Annotated in this window: 12 protein-coding genes; 6 read left to right on the top strand and 6 right to left on the bottom strand. The window is 66.5% G+C overall.

What is annotated here, in order from left to right; all coding sequences use genetic code 11:
• Positions 1–107 precede the first annotated feature (107 nt).
• On the bottom strand, positions 108–1550 hold the full coding sequence (glgA, locus tag GGD82_RS01450; protein WP_150060538.1) for a glycogen synthase GlgA: 1443 nt from the start codon (positions 1548–1550) through the stop codon (positions 108–110).
• Between the two features lie 333 nt (positions 1551–1883).
• Here glgA and glgC point away from each other — a divergent pair, with 333 nt between their 5' ends.
• Entirely contained in the window at positions 1884–3122 is a 1239-nt protein-coding gene (glgC, locus tag GGD82_RS01445; RefSeq protein ID WP_246163686.1) for a glucose-1-phosphate adenylyltransferase, read from the top strand.
• A 144-nt stretch (positions 3123–3266) separates the two neighbouring features.
• On the opposite strand, the gene GGD82_RS01440 is transcribed toward glgC, so the two are convergent.
• The 4 genes from GGD82_RS01440 to GGD82_RS01425 all read right to left on the bottom strand — a co-directional run bounded on the left by GGD82_RS01440 (position 3267) and on the right by GGD82_RS01425 (position 8887).
• Positions 3267–4310 (bottom strand): threonine aldolase family protein, encoded by a 1044-nt coding sequence (locus tag GGD82_RS01440; RefSeq protein ID WP_170284101.1) that lies wholly within the window; start codon positions 4308–4310, stop codon positions 3267–3269.
• A gap of 15 nt (positions 4311–4325) precedes the next feature.
• Positions 4326–5669, bottom strand: a complete 1344-nt coding sequence (locus GGD82_RS01435) for a TldD/PmbA family protein (RefSeq protein ID WP_150060541.1) — start codon at positions 5667–5669, stop codon at positions 4326–4328.
• Between the two features lie 111 nt (positions 5670–5780).
• Complete coding sequence (locus GGD82_RS01430) at positions 5781–7304, bottom strand: UbiD family decarboxylase (RefSeq protein ID WP_150060542.1); 1524 nt, start codon at positions 7302–7304, stop codon at positions 5781–5783.
• 212 nt (positions 7305–7516) lie between these two features.
• Complete coding sequence (locus tag GGD82_RS01425; RefSeq protein WP_150060543.1) at positions 7517–8887, bottom strand: glutamine synthetase family protein; 1371 nt, start codon at positions 8885–8887, stop codon at positions 7517–7519.
• A 541-nt stretch (positions 8888–9428) separates the two neighbouring features.
• Here GGD82_RS01425 and GGD82_RS01420 point away from each other — a divergent pair.
• The 5 genes from GGD82_RS01420 to GGD82_RS01400 all read left to right on the top strand — a co-directional run bounded on the left by GGD82_RS01420 (position 9429) and on the right by GGD82_RS01400 (position 17127).
• Entirely contained in the window at positions 9429–11756 is a 2328-nt protein-coding gene (locus GGD82_RS01420; protein ID WP_150060544.1) for a beta strand repeat-containing protein, read from the top strand.
• 168 nt (positions 11757–11924) lie between these two features.
• A complete protein-coding gene (locus GGD82_RS01415; RefSeq protein ID WP_150060545.1) occupies positions 11925–13577 on the top strand; it encodes a gamma-glutamyltransferase family protein in 1653 nt (550 codons plus the stop codon).
• A gap of 323 nt (positions 13578–13900) precedes the next feature.
• Positions 13901–14401, top strand: coding sequence for a type III secretion system chaperone family protein (locus GGD82_RS01410; protein WP_150060546.1), 501 nt, complete (start codon positions 13901–13903; stop codon positions 14399–14401).
• A gap of 3 nt (positions 14402–14404) precedes the next feature.
• Entirely contained in the window at positions 14405–15244 is an 840-nt protein-coding gene (gene proC, locus GGD82_RS01405) for a pyrroline-5-carboxylate reductase (protein ID WP_150060547.1), read from the top strand.
• A 1508-nt stretch (positions 15245–16752) separates the two neighbouring features.
• Positions 16753–17127: a helix-turn-helix domain-containing protein gene (locus tag GGD82_RS01400; RefSeq protein WP_150060817.1), complete on the top strand. Its 375-nt coding sequence runs from the start codon at positions 16753–16755 to the stop codon at positions 17125–17127.
• 130 nt (positions 17128–17257) lie between these two features.
• Here GGD82_RS01400 and GGD82_RS01395 read toward each other — a convergent pair whose 3' ends face one another.
• Entirely contained in the window at positions 17258–18157 is a 900-nt protein-coding gene (locus GGD82_RS01395) for an ion transporter (protein ID WP_150060548.1), read from the bottom strand.
• Positions 18158–18164 lie beyond the last annotated feature (7 nt).

Genomic DNA, 18164 nt, shown 5'->3' with positions numbered 1-18164 from the left:
CCCCGTCTCGTCGTGGCCGCGCCGTCGTGGTCGACGCGGCCCCGTTCCATGTGTGACTGCGTCTTATCGTGTGCCGGGTCCAGACCCGGACATCGCCGAGGGCGATATCAATCCGCGTGCAGAACTTCGCTGTAGAGACCAAGGTAATCGCTCGCCACCCGATCCCATCCATGGTCCACCGTCATCGCGTGCCGCACGACGGCCGCCCAAGTCTCGCGGTCCCGATACAATTCGACGGTCCGGCGCACGGCGTGGATCACTTCGCCCGGATCCGCATGATCGAACACGATGCCCGTGCCCATCTCCGCCTCCGCCACGTCGATCACGGTGTCGGCAAGCCCGCCCGTGCGCCGCACCACCGGCAACGTGCCGTACCGCATGGCGTACATCTGCGTCAAACCACAGGGTTCGAACCGCGACGGCACGAGCAGCGCATCGCTGCCCGCCTGGATACGGTGCGACAGCCCCTCGTCGTAGCCGATCCGGGCCGCCACCGCATCCGGCCGCGCGCCGGCGGCCCCCTGCACATGCCATTCCAGTCCGGGGTCCCCGGATCCCAGGATGACGATTTGCCCGCCGCTGTCCAGAATAGTTGAAATAACAGACAGCGCCAGATCGATGCCCTTTTGTTCGACAAACCGGCTGACCACACCGAACAGCGGCGCGTCGGGCCGTTCTGCCAGCCCCAGCTCCCGCTGAAGGGCCGCCTTACACACCGCCTTGCCATCCAGGTTTTCCGCGTCAAAGGGCGCGGCGATGTAGGGATCGGTGGTCGGATTCCACTCCTGCTGATCGACTCCGTTCAGGATGCCCTGAAGGCGCGCGCCCCGGCTGGACAGCAGGCCGTGCAGCCCCTCCCCGCCCATCTGAGTCTGGATCTCGCGGGCGTAGGTCGGGCTGACGGTAGTCAGGAAATGGCTGTAGTACAGGCCTGCCTTCAGGTACGAGACGTGGCCGTAGAACTCCAGCCCCTCCACCCCGAACATCATGTCGGGAAGCCCGACCATCGGCAGGATCTCGCGCCCGAATATGCCCTGGTAATGGAGGTTGTGCACGGTGAATACGGTGCGCGGCCGCGGCACGCCCCAGAGCCACAGGTAGGCCGCCGTGAGCCCCGCCTGCCAGTCGCTGGCATGAACGACATCCGGCACCCACTCCGGCACCACGCCCTGCGCCGCCACCATGGCCCCGACCCGTCCCAGCAGGCCGAAGCGCAGAAAATTGTCGGGCCAGTCATGGCCGTACTCGTTGAGGTAAGGGCCGCCCGGCCGCTCGAACAGCGGCGGGCAGTCGATCAGCAGCAGGGACTGTCCGGTCGCGGGTTCCGTCGCCGGAATCAGGCGAGCCCACACGTTGGGCAGCACCTCCCCCAGGCTGATCGCGGGACCGGTTGTCTCGACGCGGTCCAGGAGGCCCGCGTAGGCCGGCATCAGAATGCGGGCGTCCACGCCCAGGCGCGTCAGCGCCACGGGCAGGGCTCCGGACACGTCGGCCAGTCCGCCCGTCTTCACAAGAGGATGGGCTTCCGATGTCACGAACAGCACGCGCATTTAGGGGGGATCCCGGGTCCAGTGTCAGGTGGGCGGGACCTTAGCGTCCCGCCGCCTGGAAGCAAAGCCCCGCACGCCGCATTGCCGACTAAAGATGGCCGGGAGCGCGCCGGACGAAGAAATCGGGCACAGTCACATTCCGTTCATTGATTGGCCGCGACACGCGTGTATATGGTCCCGCGAAACGGGCACGAGTCGAACCCCCACTGCCAAACCACACCAGCCCCGAGAGAGGGAACCAGATACATGCCACAGGACACACGGTCGGACGTCCCTCCCAGCGGGCCAAACGTCGCGGATGAACTCGCCTTCGCCAGCGGCGTCAACAAGGCCATGCGCGGGACTCTGGCCCTGGTGCTGGCGGGGGGCCGCGGCTCCCGCCTGCTCGATCTGACCGACAAGGAAAGCAAGCCGGCCGTGCCGTTCGGCGGCAAGTACCGGATCATCGACTTCCCGCTGTCGAATTGCATCAATTCCGGCCTGCGTCGCATCTCCGTTTTGACGCAGTACAAGGCCCATACGCTGATTCACCACATTCAACGCGGCTGGGCCTTCCTGCGGGCAGAGGTTGGGGAGTTCGTCGAACTGTGGCCGGCGCAGCAGCAGACCGCCGCCGGGTCCTGGTACCAAGGCACCGCCGACGCTGTGTTCCAGAACATCGAGCACATCCAGTTTCACGGCGCAGAGCACATTCTCGTGCTGGCGGGCGACCATGTGTACCGGCAGGACTATTCCAAGCTGATGGCCACGCACTTGCGCTCCGGCGCGGACGTCTCGGTGGCCTGCATCGAGGTCCCGCGCGAACAAGCCACGGCCTTCGGTGTGGTCGACGTCGACGACCACGACACCATCATCGGGTTCCTGGAAAAGCCGGCCGATCCGCCTTGCATCCCGGGCAAGCCGGACCGCGCCTTCGCGTCCATGGGCATCTATCTGTTCAACGCCGAGTTCCTGATCCGGGTGCTGGAAGAGGACGCGCACGACCCCAATTCGTCCCGCGATTTCGGCAAGAACATCCTGCCCAGCCTGCTCGGGCGGTGCCGCCTCGCCGCCCACCGGTTCGAGGAAAGCTGCGTGTTCCCACCGCACGCCACCGACGAGCCGTACTGGCGCGACGTCGGAACCATCGACGCCTACTGGGCGGCCAACCTGGATCTGGTGGAAGTCACCCCGGACCTGGATCTCTACGACCCGGCCTGGCCGATCTGGACCGATCAGGTGCAGCGCCCGGGCGCGAAGTTCGTCTTCGACGAAGCCGACCGGCGCGGCATGGCCGTGGACTCAGTGCTGGCCGCCGGCTGCATCGTCTCGGGCGGCCAGATCAAGCACTCGCTTCTGTTCAATGACGTCCGCGTGAACTCGTACTCTGTCGTCGAGGACTGTGTCGTTCTGCCGCGCGTGGACATCGGGCGTCGGGCACACCTTAAGAAGGCCGTCATCGCCGCCGGCACGCGCATTCCCGCGGGGCTGGTCGTGGGCGAGGATGCGGAGGAGGACGCCCGCCGCTTTACCCGCACCGAGAACGGGGTGACCCTGATTACCCAGGACATGATCGACAGGCTGTCGCTGTAGACGACGCCACAGCGCAGACAGAGGTGGCGCGTCGGGGAGACCCGGCGCGCCGTCGTTTTTTGTGAACCACACATAAAAAGAACGCGACGCGTCATGCCCGCCGCACGGCCCGCGCCCGTGAACCTCCACCGGCGCAGCGCGCCGTCAGGCCGACGCCGCCAGCAACCCCCGGGCCGTGGCGATCAGCGCATCGACATCGGCGCGTCGCGTGGCGAAGTGAGTCACCAGCCGCACCGTGCCGGGCGTGTCCGACGGCCAGTCGTAAAACGCATACCCGGCGGCCCGCAAACCTTCCCGCACCGCGTCCGGCAGCACCGGAAAGGCCATGTTGGCCTCAACCGGATCCGGCAGGAGGACACCGGACAGGGTCGACAGTCCATCCCCCAGACGCCGCGCCATCGCGTTGGCGTGGCTGGCGTTCCGCCGCCACAAATCATCGTCCAGATACGCGACAAGCTGCGCCGCCACGAACCGCCCCTTGGACACCAGGTGGCCGGCCCGCTTGCGCCGCTCCTCCACATCCTCGGACAGGCCGGGGCGCAGGAACACGACCGCTTCGGCCGCCCAGGCGCCGTTCTTGGTCGCCCCAAGGCTTAGGACGTCCACGCCCACCCGCCACGTGATATCCGCCGGCGCACATCCCAGCGCGACCGCCGCTTTGGCGAATCGGGCCCCGTCCATATGCAGGCGGAGGTCGTATCGACGGCAGACCTCGGCGATGGCCGCGATCTCGTCGGGTGCGTAGAGCGTGCCGCACTCCGTCGCCTGCGTCAGGCTGACCACGGCCGGTCGAACCCGGTGCACCTTGCGGAAGCCGGTTCGGCGGATGGCCGCGTCCAGCGCGTCGGGATGCAGCTTGCCCCCGGGTCCGGGAATCCCAACCAGTTTCGCGCCCGCCGTAAACATTTCGGGCGCGCCGCATTCGTCCGTGTTGATATGGCTGTCCTCGTGACAGAACACGGCCCCGAACGGCGGGCACAGTTGGCCGAGGGCCAGTGCGTTGGCGGCCGTGCCCGTCACGACGGGGTAGACCTCGACCGGTGTCTCGAACAGGTCGGAGACCCGGCGCGTCAGCCGCTCGGTCCAAGAATCGGCGCCATAGGGTGGCGCGGTCCCCTCCGACGCATCCGCGAGGGCGCGCAGAATCTCCGGCGCGGCCCCGGTCACATTATCGCTGGTGAAATCCACGATGGCTCCCGCGCCTTACTGCCCCGCAACCGTCAGGCCGTCGACCCGCACGGTCGGGCTGTCGGTGCCATAGCGCAGGACAAGATCATCCGCCGGCGTCAGGCCGGCAAAGATCGCCTGCAACGTCCCGGCAATGGTGCACTCGCTGACCGGATAGGCGATCTCACCGTTTTCGATCCAGAACCCGGCGGCGCCCCGGGAGTAGTCCCCGGTGATGGTATTGACGCCTTGCCCAACCAATTCAGTGACATAGAAGCCGTCTTTTATGTCCGACATCAAGTCGTTGGGCGTCAGCGATCCCGGTTGCAGATAGACGTTGCTGGCCGAGGCCCGCGGCGGCGAGCCGGTGCCGCGCACGCCGTGCCCGGTGGGCGGCAAACCAAGCTGGCGCGCCGAACGCAAATCGAGAAGCCATGTGGTCAGGCGGCCGTCGTCGATCAGGTTGTACGGCCGCGTGGCGAGCCCCTCGGCGTCGCAGGGCCGCGACTTCAGGCCCCGATGGCGGTGCGGATCGTCGATGATCCGGATCCCCTCCGCAAACACCTGCTCCCCCATCTTGTCTTTCAGGAAGCTGGTCCCGCGCGCGATCGAGGCCCCGTTGATGGCGCCCAGAAGGTGCCCGATGAGAGAGCGCGCCACGCGCGGATCGAACACCACCGGGACACGCCCGGTGCGGGGGCGCCGCGCGCCCAGGCGGCGGACGGCGCGCTGGCCGGCGGACCGTCCAACCTCCGCCGCGTCCCGCAGGTCGGCCCGGAACACCGCGGCCGTGTAGTCGTAGTCCCGTTCCATGCCGCCGACATCGTCCCCGGCGATCACACTCGCGGCCAGGGACGACCCGGTGCGCGCGTAGCTTTGCGAAAAGCCGTTGGAGGCCGCCAGGGCAACCCGAGTCTGCGACCAGCCGGCCTCGCCCCCCTCGGAGTTGGTCACCCCCGGCACCGCCCGCGCGGCATCCTCGGCCGCCCGCGCCATGGCCGTCAGCTCCTCGGCCGACGGTTCGGCCGGATCGCAGCTTTCCAGACCCGGCAGATCGCGCCCGATCTGGTCTGGATCCGCAAGTCCCGCGAAAGGGTCCTCCGGCACCGTGCGCGCAATGGCAACGGCGCGGTCCACAAGGTCCCGCAGCGCCTCGGGCGACCGGTCGGCGCTGGATACGATCCCCTGGCGCTTGCCGACGAACACCCGCAGGCCGATGTCGCCCCCCTCCGATCGCTCCAGACGCTCCAACGCGCCCATGCGCCACGCCACCGACAGCGAGATGCCGTCCATCAGGATGGCGTCGGCGGCGTCGGCCCCGGCGGTTTTGGCGCGGGCAATCAAATCTTCGAGCAGGGAGAGGGTCTCGGCCTCGGACATGCAGCAGGTCTCCGATGGGTACGCGGTCAGAAGCGGCGATCCTAAAGCCTTCGCGGCGCCGACGCGAGGGCAACGGCCGGGATCCAACCGAAAGCGCCGGTCGCAATCAGGCTACTTCCAGATCGGCTTACCGGAGCCGGGCAGACCATAGTCCGCCCACTTGCGCGTCACCTCGTCGATGACAGCGTCGGTCATGCGGATTTTCTCGCCCCACTCACGGTGCGTTTCCGGCGGCCATTTGTTGGTCGCGTCGAGCCCGATCTTGCCGCCGAGGCTGCTTTCCGGGCTGGCGAAGTCCAGGTAGTCGATGGGCGTGCCCTCGACCACGGTAATGTCGCGCGCCGGGTCCATGCGGGTGGAGATCGCCCACATGACGTCCTTCCAGTCGCGGGCATTGATGTCGTCGTCCACCACGATGACGAACTTCGTGTACATGAACTGGCGCAGGAACGACCACACGCCCATCATGACGCGCTTGGCGTGGCCGGGATAGGCCTTGCGCATGGACACCACGGCAATGCGATAGGAGCACCCCTCCGGCGGCAGCCAGAAATCCACGATCTCCGGGAACTGCTGGATCAACAGCGGGATGAACACCTCGTTTAGGGCCTCGCCCAGCACGCTCGGCTCGTCCGGCGGCCGGCCGGTGAAGGTGCTCAGGTAGATCGGCTTGCGCCGCATGGTGATGGCCGAAATCCGGAACACCGGGAACTGGTCGACCGCGTTGTAATAGCCGGTGTGATCGCCGTACGGCCCCTCGTCCCCGAACTCGTCGAGCATCACGTGCCCTTCCAGCACGATCTCGGCGGTGGCGGGCACCTTCAGCGGCACGGTTTTGCAGTCCACCAGATCGACCTTACGGCCGCGCAGCAGGCCCGCGAACTGGTATTCCGACAGGGTGTCCGGCACCGGCGTCACCGCCGCCAGGATCGTGCCGGGATCGGCACCGATCACGACGGCGGCCGGCAGCGGCTCCTTCTTCTCCGCCGCCCAGCGCCGATAATGCTGCGCACCCCCGCGATGCTTCAGCCAACGCATCAGGACGGTGTCGCGACCGGTCACCTGCATGCGGTAGATGCCGAGGTTGAAGACGTCTTCCTTGCGGCCGCCCTTCCGGTCCGCCTGCGGGCCCTGCGTGACCACCACGCCCCAGGTGATGAGGGGCGCCGGCTCCCCGGGCCAACAGCTCTGCACCGGCAAACGCCCGAGGTCGATGTCCTGGCCGGTCAGAACCACCTCCTGGCACGGCGCCTTGGAAACCGAACGCGGCTTCATCGCCAGCACGGTCTTGAACAGCGGCATCAGTTCCAGCGCCTCGCGCCATCCCCCCGGCGGCTCCGGCTGTTTCAGGAAGGCAAGCGTCTCTCCCACCTCCCGCAACTCGGCCGGCGTGCGATCCATGCCCCAGGCGACGCGCTCCACGGTGCCGAACAGGTTGACCAGCACCGGCATGTCGTAGCGCCGTCCGCCCTTCCCGACCACGTTTTCGAACAGCACGGCCGGCCCGCCCTCGGCCAGAAGCCGGGTCTGGATCTCGGTCATTTCCAGGACGGGGGAGACGGGTGTCCCGACCCGAACCAGTCGCCCCTCCCGATCCAGTCGGCCCATGAAATCGCGTAGGGAATCAAACGGCATCACCACATCTCCGGCGTGTATTCGCACACCGCCCCGCGCGGTCCACGCAGGGCGAAGCCCCGAACAGGGACCTGAACATGCGATGGCTTACACCGCGATCCCGCTGAAGGAAATGACCTTTTCGGCGGCCTCGGTCGCGCGGGAGCGGCGAGGCCGCATGCGGCGGTGACGGCCCGTGCCCCCGCAACGCGGGCGCCGCACGACCGGCCGCGCTAATACCGTTCGAAGCCGCGCATCAGCTCCCAGTCGGTCACGCGGCGGTCGTATTCAAGCTGCTCCCAGTTGGCCGTGTGGACGTAGTGGTCCACGACCGCGTCACCCAACGCGGACCGCAGCATCTTGGATGTCTTCAGGTGCGCGGCGGCTTCGCGCAGGGTTGTGGGAATGTTCTTCAGCGTGCCTTTCCCATAGGCATCGCCGACGAACGGCTCCGGCAGTTCCAACCCCTCCTTGATGCCGGCGATCCCCGCCGCCAACAGGCCGGTGTAGGCCAGATACGGGTTTGCGTCCGCGCCCGGCACCCGGCACTCGCAGCGGATCGCCTTGGTGCCCTCCCCGCACAGGCGGAAGCCGGCGGTGCGGTTGTCCCGGCTCCATACGAGTTTGGTCGGCGCGAACGTGCCGTTCTGGAATCGCTTGTACGAGTTGATGTAGGGCGCCAGGAACCAGGTGATGTCGGAGGCGTAGGCGATCTGGCCCGCCACGAAATGGCGCATCAGGTCGGACATGCCGTAGGGTTTGCTCGGGTCGTAGAACTTCGGCGTCTCACCGACCGCATCCCACAGCGACATGTGGATATGGCACGAGCTGCCCGCGAGGTCGCAGGCCCACTTGGCCATGAAGGTGACCGCCTTGCCATGGTCGTGCGCGATTTCCTTCATCGCGTTTTTCATGACCACGTGACGGTCGGCCATGCTCAGCACATCGCAATAGCGGATGTTCAGCTCTTCCTGACCAGGGCCCCACTCGCCCTTCGAATTTTCGACAGGAATCCCGGAGTCCTGAAGATGGTTGCGCATGGCGCGCACCACGCCCTCTTCCTTGGTGGTCTGGAAGATATGGTAGTCCTCGATGTACGACCCGGCGGTGCGGGCGTCGCGGTAGTGCTTGTCGCGCAGCGCCCCGTAATCCTCGTCGAACAGATAGAACTCCAGCTCCGACGCCGCGAAGGCCGTCAGGCCCATCGCTTCAAGCCGCCCCACCTGGGCCTTCAGCATGGCGCGGGGTGAGTGCGGCAGCGGCGCATGGTCGTGATGGTCCAGCACGTCGCACAGCACCATCGCCGTGCCCTCCAGCCAGGTGCAGCGGCGCAGCGTGCTCATGTCCGGCTTCATGACGAAATCGCCGTAGCCCAGCTCCCAACTGTGTGCGGCATACCCAGGCACCGGCTCCATGTCGATGTCGTTGGCCAGCAGGTAATCGCAGGCGTGGGTTTCCTCATGTCCGCCGTCCATGAAAAAGGCCGCGTGAAACCGCTTCCCGATCAACCGCCCCTGCATGTCGGGGAATACAACCAGAACCGTGTCGATCTCGCCGACGCTGACCGCCTGCTTCAGGGCATCGAAGGTAAAGCCGGACTGCATAAGATTTCCTGCCTCTTCCGTGGAGTGCGGTCGATCATTGGACCTCGAATGACTGTGAGCGTAGCGCGGCTTCCGATGCCAGGAAACCGGTTTTCGCCCGGGTCGGACGCCCGTTTTGCGACATGCGCGGGCGTCCCGAAGGGCGGCGCCTGCTACAGCATCGACGCCGCCTGGGCATGACAGCACGACGGATCGCTCCGCAGCGGAACGCCCGTGACACACGTCGGACACACGAGAAACGGGTCGCTACACTCCTTTTTTACTCGCACACAAACAGACTTAAATCTATCAAAGGTACACTCGACTAAGAATTGCCAAAATACAATCCCTATTTTATCACTCAAGTTATCGACTTCGTTTCGCGTCCGATGCTACATTTCACCGCTTAAAGATCGCCACTCTCCACCAAACACTCGTTTTGATGGAGATGCGTCTTTGGTCGCAGCCGACATGCGCAGACGGACCTCGGTTCGGCGCAGGAAACGGCCGCGTCGCAGCCATCGTACCGTCGCCCCATCACCTGACGTGGAGGAAGTCCCACATGGCCACGCCGACAACGCAGTTCGACCCGGTGAACTACCTCAGCCAAAACATCGACGTTCTGAACGCGATCGCCAACGGACTGTTCGGCGGTGGTGTGACGACCGACTACGACGGCGACGGCGATGTTGATCGGTTCGACTTGGCCCGGTTCCATTTCGAGACGTTCGGTTGGAACGAACGGCGCAACCCGAACAGCACGTTCGACACCTCGGCCTATCTGGCCGCCAATCCCGATGTCGCGGCCGCCGGCGTCAATCCGTTCCAGCATTTTCAGCAGTTCGGCGTCGCAGAGGGCCGCTCCCCCAACGCCTCGATTCCGTCGCGTGCCAATTTCGACGCCACAACCTATCTGGCCAACAACCCGGACCTCGGGGCGGCCGGGCTCGACACGCCGGCGGAGGCGTACCAGCACTTCATCAACCACGGCCAGTTCGAGGGACGGCCGGCCAAAAACACCACGGGCGAGACGATAACCCCGCTGGAGAACGACGACGTCACCCCCGTTGTCCCAGGCCCGGGGGACGATGACGACGACACCGGCGGTGGCGGGGGCTCGACGGGCGGCAACACAATTACACTGTCGGCCCCGAGCGCCGTTGTCGACGGAACGACCAAGACCAACGCCGACGCCGTCACGACCGTGAACGCCGATACGATCAAGTCGTCGTACGCCAATCTGAGCGGATCGAAGGTTGATGGGCTCGACGGCACCGACACGCTCGTCATGTCCGATGTGATGAATGACACCATCAAATTCTCGGGCCTTGGCGCTTCGGATTATGCGCTGACCGACTTCACGAACATTGAAACGCTGAAATTGGCCAGTGGCGGAACCAATAAGGTCGCACAGTTCGATCAAACAACGACCTTCAAAACCATTGTTGGCAGCGACGGCAAAGATCAAATCTACGGAACAACCGCGATGAGAGACGGCGCCTCCATTTCTTTGGGGGCTGGGAATGACACTCTGTACATATATGATTATCTGGACGATTCGAAGGGCGATCCCACCACAACGGCGAATATGAACGTCGATCTTGGCAGTGGCGATGACTCGTTCGGAACAACGACGGCGAACGGGGACAGCAAGATCGTTAACTTCACGGCCAACACCGTGATCGACGGGGGGACCGGCACCGATACATTCTACGCGGTCAAAGGGACCGGCACGGTCACCGGCAACGTCGAAGTGGGCGGAGACGTGGCTGAAATCTGGCAAGGCACCGTGAAGAACTTCGAAAATCTGGTCCTGCACTCTGCCGACACCTACCTTCAGCTGAACATCGCGCAGTACAACCAGTTCACCACCATAGAATCGCAGGAAGGCGCCGGCACAAACGGGGGCGTTCTGGCCTTCCATGACTCCGGGACCGTCACGGCAAAAACCGTCACGGAAATCGGCACCAGCACTGCGCGCCCCGCGATCTACAAGTTTCAGACCGGCAACAACACGTTCAACGCGGCGACCGGAGACATGAAGGTCGTCGGCGCCGCCGGGGTGGAGACCTTCAATTTTGCAAACGGCCTCACGGCCGATGACGACATCGACGGCGCGGGCGGAACCGACATCCTGAACATCACGGGCGTGGCCACGGGCAGCGGCGATGTGGTCAACGTCGAGACGATCAACGTCACCTTCGTGACCGATTCGACCTTCACCACCGGCGCGATGGCACCGGGCGCGGCGGCGACCATCGACGCCTCGGAGTCGTCGGGAAAGGTGACGCTGGATGCCTCCGCCTTCGTGGTCACGACCAAGCTGACCATCACCGACGGCCAGGGCAACGACACGATCACCATCGGGTCGAGCGCCGCGAACCGTGAGTTGACCACGGTCGCGTTGGCGACCGGGGGAGCCGATACCATTGCCGTGGCTCCGGGCGCCGCTATCGCTTTGGCCGGAAACGCGGCCACGATCAATAACTTCACCGCTGGCGCCGTAGCCGGCGCGGACAAAATTGCCTTCAGCTTCAACGGCAGCGATGGTTTGGATGGCATCGACAAAGGCATTGATTCGAATGGTGCCGTAACTGGTGCAGAATATGTCGTCACGATCACCGAGGCGTCGCACAGCGCCGCGGATTTGACCGACGACGCCGACAGCGGCGCGGTGGAAACGGCGATCATCGCGGCCATCGATCTCACGACGCTCAGCGATGGCAACGACATCCTCGTCGCGCTCGGCAACGGCAGCGGCACGGCCACCGGTATCTACGCCGTCGACGTCACAACGGCGGGCTCTGAAACAATCGAAGTCGAACACATCATGACGTTGCAAGGCGTGGATGTGGATGACCTTGAGGCCGGGAACTTCCCGGTTCCCTGACGCCGCGCCACCGGCACAAACCGGTCCAGGCGAGCGTGGGCGGGGCTTTCGGGCCCCGCCCTTTTTCGTGGCGCGCCCCGTGGCAACCGCCCGACGTTGGCGTATGGTTGAGGCCGTCGGCGCCCCCACCCCGCCGCGCCGTTCCCGCACGCTGACCGGAGGCCCCGCATGCCGTCCCCCCTCGCCCGCGCCCGCCGTGCCGCCTGGGGCGCCCACAGCCCCCGTCGGACGATCCGCAAACCGGTGGTGCGCAGCGAAAACGGCGGCGTGGTCTGCGCGCAGCATCCGGCCGCGGCCGAGGCCGGCGCCCGCGTCCTGGCCGCCGGGGGCAATGCGGTCGACGCGGCCATCGCCGCCGGCCTGTGCGTCGGCGTCGTCGAACCCTGGATGAGCGGCCCCGGCGGCGGCGGCCTGATGCTGGCCCATATCGCGGCGGAGGACCGGACCGTGGTCATCGATGGCGGCATGGTCGCCCCGACCGCGCTCGACCCGTCCGCCTATCCCGTCGTTCCGGGCCCGGCGGACCGCGATCTGTTCGGATGGCCCCCGGTGGAGGACGCCCGTAACGTCCTTGGGGGGGCCGCCGTCGCCGTGCCGGGCCTGATCGACCTGTACCGGGTGGCCCTGGAGACTCTGGGCACGCGGCCCTGGGCGGACCTGGTGGCGCCCGCCGTCGACCAAGCGGATGCCGGCCTGCGGATCGACGCGCATGCCGCCCTTCTGATTGGCGCCAACGCATCGGAGTTGGGGCGGTTCGCCGGCTCGGTGGACGCCTTCCTGCCCGGCGGCGCGCCGTTCATGGACACCCGCGCCGACCATCGCCTGTCCCAGGCCCCCCTGGCCGCCACCCTGCGCACGCTGGCCCAGGACGGCCCGCGCGCGCTGTACGAGGGCGCCCCGGCCGAGACCATCGTCCGCGCCGCCCGCGCGACGGGCGGCACGTTGTCGATGGCGGACATGGCCGGTTACCGCGCGCGCATCCTGACCCCGGCCACCGCCGATTACCGGGGCACCACCGTCGCCGTCGCGCCGGACCTGAACGGCGGCCCGTCGATCCTGGTGGCGCTGGAGGCGCTGGCCGCCATGACCTGCGGTGGCAGTCGACCGCCGGGGCCGGATGCCTACGTGGCCTATGCCCACGCGCTGCGGCACGCCTTCATCGACCGCTTGGCGCGCATGGGCGATACGGATGGCCATCGCGGTCGCCCCTCCGATACCGGACCGTCTCCGGCCGAGGAGTCCTGCACCTCGCACATCTCCGTCGCCGATCGGGACGGGAATCTCGTCGCCCTGACCCAGACGCTGTTGTCCATGTTCGGCGCCCGTGTGGTGGCCCCGGATTCGGGCCTGCTGCTCAACAATGGGGTCTACTGGTTCGACCCCCGGCCCGGTCGGCCGAACTCCATCGGCCCCGGCAAACGCCCGCTGTGCAACTATGCGCCGACACTGGTTCTGACGCACGGCGGCGGCTTGGCCCTGGGGGCGGCCGGCGGACGGCGCATCATCGGCGCCGTGACCCAGTTGATTGCGTTTCTAATCGACCACGGCCTAGACCTGGAGGGCGCCATACATCAACCGCGCCTGGATGTCAGCGGCCTGGACACCGTCACCGCCGATGCCCGGCTGTGCGTCGAAACCCTGGACGCCCTGGCCGCCGCCGGCTTTGCCGTCGATATCCGGCCGCCCGTACCCTATCCGGCCTGGTTCGGCACCGTCGGCGTGGCGCAACGGCGGCCCGGACTCGCGCTCGGCGGGGCGGATCCGGCCCATCCGTGGGCCGATGTCTGCGCCAGCACGGATGCCACACCGCGTGTGTCGTAAGTCACTACATCGTTTGCCAGCCTTGCGCCGACCCGCCGGGGCTGGTAACCGAAAGGTCCATGCGGCGGGGAGCCAGGGCCTCCCTCCACGCGGCGACGCCGGGCCACGCGCGGGCCTTGCCTCCTCCGGGACCCTTTGGCACTCTGTCAATAGTATCCCGCTGGTGGGAATAACCCCAATATGTTGGGGTTCTGGCGGGAGGCGCGGACCTGTCGCGATGTTGGGGGCGATCCGACCGGAGTAAGGGGGGGTACGCCTCCGGTCTGGGATCAGGATGCGTGGCGACGCCGCGCGCCGGGCCCTGTACAGTCTGGGAGGGCGTCATGACCACGTCGGCCATTCGCGTCGAAAACTCCACCGCCAACCCCCTCGACATGATCGAGCAGTTCCTGTCGGTGAAGGATTGGGTGTTCGACCGCCGCGCCGAGGATGAGATGGTGGTTGAGGTGCCCAGCCAGTGGTGCACGCTCGGCCTGTTCCTGGCGTGGTCCGAAGAATTGAGCGCCCTTCATCTGTCCTGCGCTTTCGACATGCGGGTCCCCGAGGGTCGGCGCACGTCCGTGTATGAACTGCTCGCGCACCTGAACGAACGCCTATGGCTGGGCCATTTCGCGCTGTGGAGCGAGGAAGGCTCGCCCATGTTCCGGCACACCGTTCTGCTGGCGGACCGACGCCTCGCCGCCGAAGAGGCCCGCGACCTGATGGAAATCGCGGTGTCGGAGTGCGACCGCTTCTATCCCGCGTTCCAATTCGTTATCTGGGGCGGCAAAAGTGCCAGCGAAGCCATTGCCGCCGCGATGCTCGATACCGTGGGAGAAGCCTGACCGATGCCCGCCGCCGATCTGACCCGCGCCGCCCTTTCCGCCGCCCGTGTCTGGCTCGTGGGTGGGGGCAAAATGGGGGGCGCCCTGCTCACCGGCTGGCTGGATCACGGCGTGGCCCCGGACAACGTGACCGTGATCGATCCCGGCTTGGATCAGGGACCGCACGGGGTCCGTCTTGCCGCCGACCCGGCGGCGCCGTTGGCTGAAGGGCCGGCCCCGGACGTCCTGTTGCTCGCGGTCAAGCCGCAGGTGATGGACTCGGTCCTGCCGGCCTACCGCGCGCTTGGCGGCGGCCCCACCGTCGTGCTCTCGGTCGCCGCCGGGCGGCTGATCGCCGGGTTCGAGACCGCGTTCGGCCCCGGCACGCCCGTGGTCCGCAGCATCCCGAACACGCCGGCCGCCGTGCATCGCGGCATGACCGTCGCCTGCGCCAACGGCCATGTTACAGACACGGCGCGCGCCACCTGCGAGGCCCTGCTGGGCGCGGTCGGCGATATCGCCTGGGTGACCGACGAAGCCTTGATCGACGCCGTCACCGCCGTGTCGGGCAGCGGCCCGGCCTACGTCTTCTGGTTGACCGAGTGCATGACACAGGCCGGGATCGACGGCGGCCTTCCGGCCGATCTGGCCGCCCGCATCGCCCGTGCCACCGTCTGCGGCGCCGGCGCCCTCATGGATGCGAGTCCGGAAGACCCCGCCACGCTGCGCCGCAACGTGACCAGCCCGAACGGCACCACCGCCGCCGCGCTGGAGGTTCTGATGCAGGAGAGCGGCGGGCTCGGCCCTCTGATGTCCCGCGCCGTGGCCGCCGCCACGCAACGCTCCCAGGACTTGGCCGGCTAGGCCTATGGCTTACGGCCAGTCGATTCGGCAACGGTCCTTTTCGAGTCCTCATTCGACGGCCGTTGTGGTTTAATCGGTTGAAAGCGTGTCGTATCGCACGCCTGCCGGTTGGCCACGCGCTGTCGCGCCCCTCTGTGGGTACCGCGACACCGAAAACCTTCGACCCGGCACGCTGCGGACACGCAGGGGACCGTCCCCGACCCGTCGGCCGTTTGACGGAGCGGATGAATGCTGTCGTCGCCTGAACGCACAGGCTTCTTGACCCCGATAGACGTCGCGCGTCTGACCCGAGAGGGTGGCGCGCGCCGATCTCTGGCGTCCGGTCCCTCCGAGGACGCGCTCAGCCCTGCGTTCCGTCGGGTAACCCTGGACCCACAGAACACCCGGGCCGGCGGCCCGGATCCACGCGACACCCAGGATCGCCCCGGCACAAGCCCGCGTGGTCGCGGTGCGCCAGAGAACGCAAGCGCGCGCCGGCCCGAGGATGGCGCCGCGGCGGAAGAGGCCGCCGCCCGGCGGGACGAAGCCGCCCAGGCTCGCACAGCGACTCGCGACCGGTACCGGCGCTCCGCGCTTCCTGTTGATGCCAACGGCGTGCCGACCCCACCCAGTGGTGGGCAAACGGCCCTGCTCTCCGGCTCCATCGGTGTTCTGGCCCAGCTTTTCGGTCAAAGCCTAGACAGCCGGCCCCCACCGTCTTCCGGCTCCGGAACCACACCTGCGGACAGCACATCCGGCCCCGTCAACACACTCATGCGGCGCTTGGGGATTGGAGCATATGAGGCCGTGAACCGTGCCATCGGCGCGGCGACCCAGGGCCTCTCGCGCCACGAGGGTGTGGAGTACCTGTTCGCCCTGCCCGTGGGCGGCGTAACCTTGGACGACGCCGCATAGAACCAGTCGCACCACACCCGGCTCGTGGTCGGCCTCCGTTTTGACGCGGGAACCCGCTTTACAATCAAAGTGTTAAAAGCACTTCGCGCTCCACAGAGAGCCCCTGTGTGGTTCCCATTTTGACGTGGTACCCATTTTGCGCCGCCGGCTCCGCACCGGATATCGTCACTGTTGCGCCCTCGAACAACGCCGCCCCCATTCAGGGCCGTTCCGGGTTACGGCCCTCCATGCGGATGCCGGTATTTCGCCTTTATTCTACATAAAAATTGCAAAGAAACTAGGATTGCACTGCACGACCAGCCAGAATCGCCTGATCCTGCGGCTCGGGCATTCTTTAAATCTTGTGAACAACAGCGCAAAACACGTGTGTCGCTCTTGCCGTCGTGTGCTTGCGAGCGGTACCTAGAGTATAGCACGTGCGTGATGTCGCGCGTGGTGAACACGCAATACGATGTGTCGCGCACCACGGTCCGAATCCAGATCGGACCAGCCCCAGACTTTCTACGTTCAATGTATGCAGAATACCCGAATGTCAGCGTGTCTGGATCTCGCGCTGCGTGACGGTCTGTATGGAATCGGGATTTGAGGTGATGAATCGCTTGAGCGCCTTGGACATGGTACCGGCCCGGCCGGCAAACCGAGCCAGCGACGTGGACCGGTACGTGGGACAGCGTATCCGGGAGCGCCGCGTGATGCTGGGACTCAGCCAGCAGCAAATGGCCGAAATGATCGGAGTGACATATCAGCAGGCCCACAAGTATGAGCGCGGAATTAATCGTATTTCCGCCGGCCGCCTTTTTGAAATCGCCCAAGTTCTGGGCGTGGCAGTCAGTTTCTTCTTCGAAGGCCTGGAAAGCGACGCGGAGCAGGACAGTCAGAATCGTCAGCGCATGTGCCTGGAGTTGGCCCGCAACTTCGCCATGATTCGCAACGAGCGGCATCAGGACGCCCTGAGTCAGCTGGCGCGTGCCCTTGCCGCGGAGGCATGACTCTCACAAACCGACGCCGGCCCCGGGGCGCCGCCCGGTGTGAACCACACCCGGCCACCCGGTGGTTCAGGCGCCTGACACAAAACAACGCCGTCCGTGGCGCGTCGTCAGCGTCCCAAGGCCGCGCGCCCTACGACGGCGGGGCATCCCACGGTGGCACTCCGGCCCGGTCGGACGTCTCCGGCACCGCCGCACGCAAGGCGGCGACCTCTCTGCGCAACTGCCGCACCTCCGCCAGCACCAGCGCCGTCTGCCGGTCCGGCGCATAGGGCGTTCCCGCCGCTTCGGCCGCCGCTTCGGCCTCATCCTGCTCCCGCTGGTGGACGACCTGCATGGCGTCCACGATGATGCCGATGAACAGGTTGAGAATCGCGAAGCTCGTCGCAACGATGAACGGCACGAAAAACAACCACGCATACGGAAAGGCGTCCATCACCGGTCGCACGATGCCCATCGACCAGCTTTCCAGCGTCATGATCTGGAACAAGGTGTACATGGACGCGCCGATGGTCCCGAACCACTCCGGGAAGGCGGCGCCGAACAGCTTCGTGGACAGCACCGCGCCGACGTAGAACACCAACACGATGATCGCCCCGACCGACATCAGGCCGGGAATCGCGGCCAGGAGCGCCCCCACCACGCGGCGCATCTGCGGAACGACGGACAGAAGGCGCAGCACGCGCAGAATCCGCAGCCCCCGCAGCACGGCCAACGGTCCCGATGCCGGGATCAGGGCCGCGGCGACGATGAGGAAATCGAACACATTCCAGCCGTCGCGGAAAAATGTGCTGCGCCGATAGGCCAGCTTGACTCCGATCTCGAACACGAACACCGCCAGCACCGCTGCGTCGAACGTCCGCAGCGCCGGCCCGATCGCCTGCACGGCGGTGGCGCTGGTTTCGAGGCCGAGCGACACGCCGTTCAGAATGATGAGAGTGATGATGGCGCGCTGAAAGCCGGGGCCTTCAACCCACCGCCCGACGCGCGCGATCCAGCCGCCGGACGGCGACTTTGGGTTCCTGTCCGCCATACGTGCT

The organism is Roseospira marina, assembly GCF_014197855.1.
Classification (GTDB): domain Bacteria; phylum Pseudomonadota; class Alphaproteobacteria; order Rhodospirillales; family Rhodospirillaceae; genus Rhodospira; species Rhodospira marina.
This window is presented reverse-complemented; position numbering and strand designations above follow the sequence as displayed.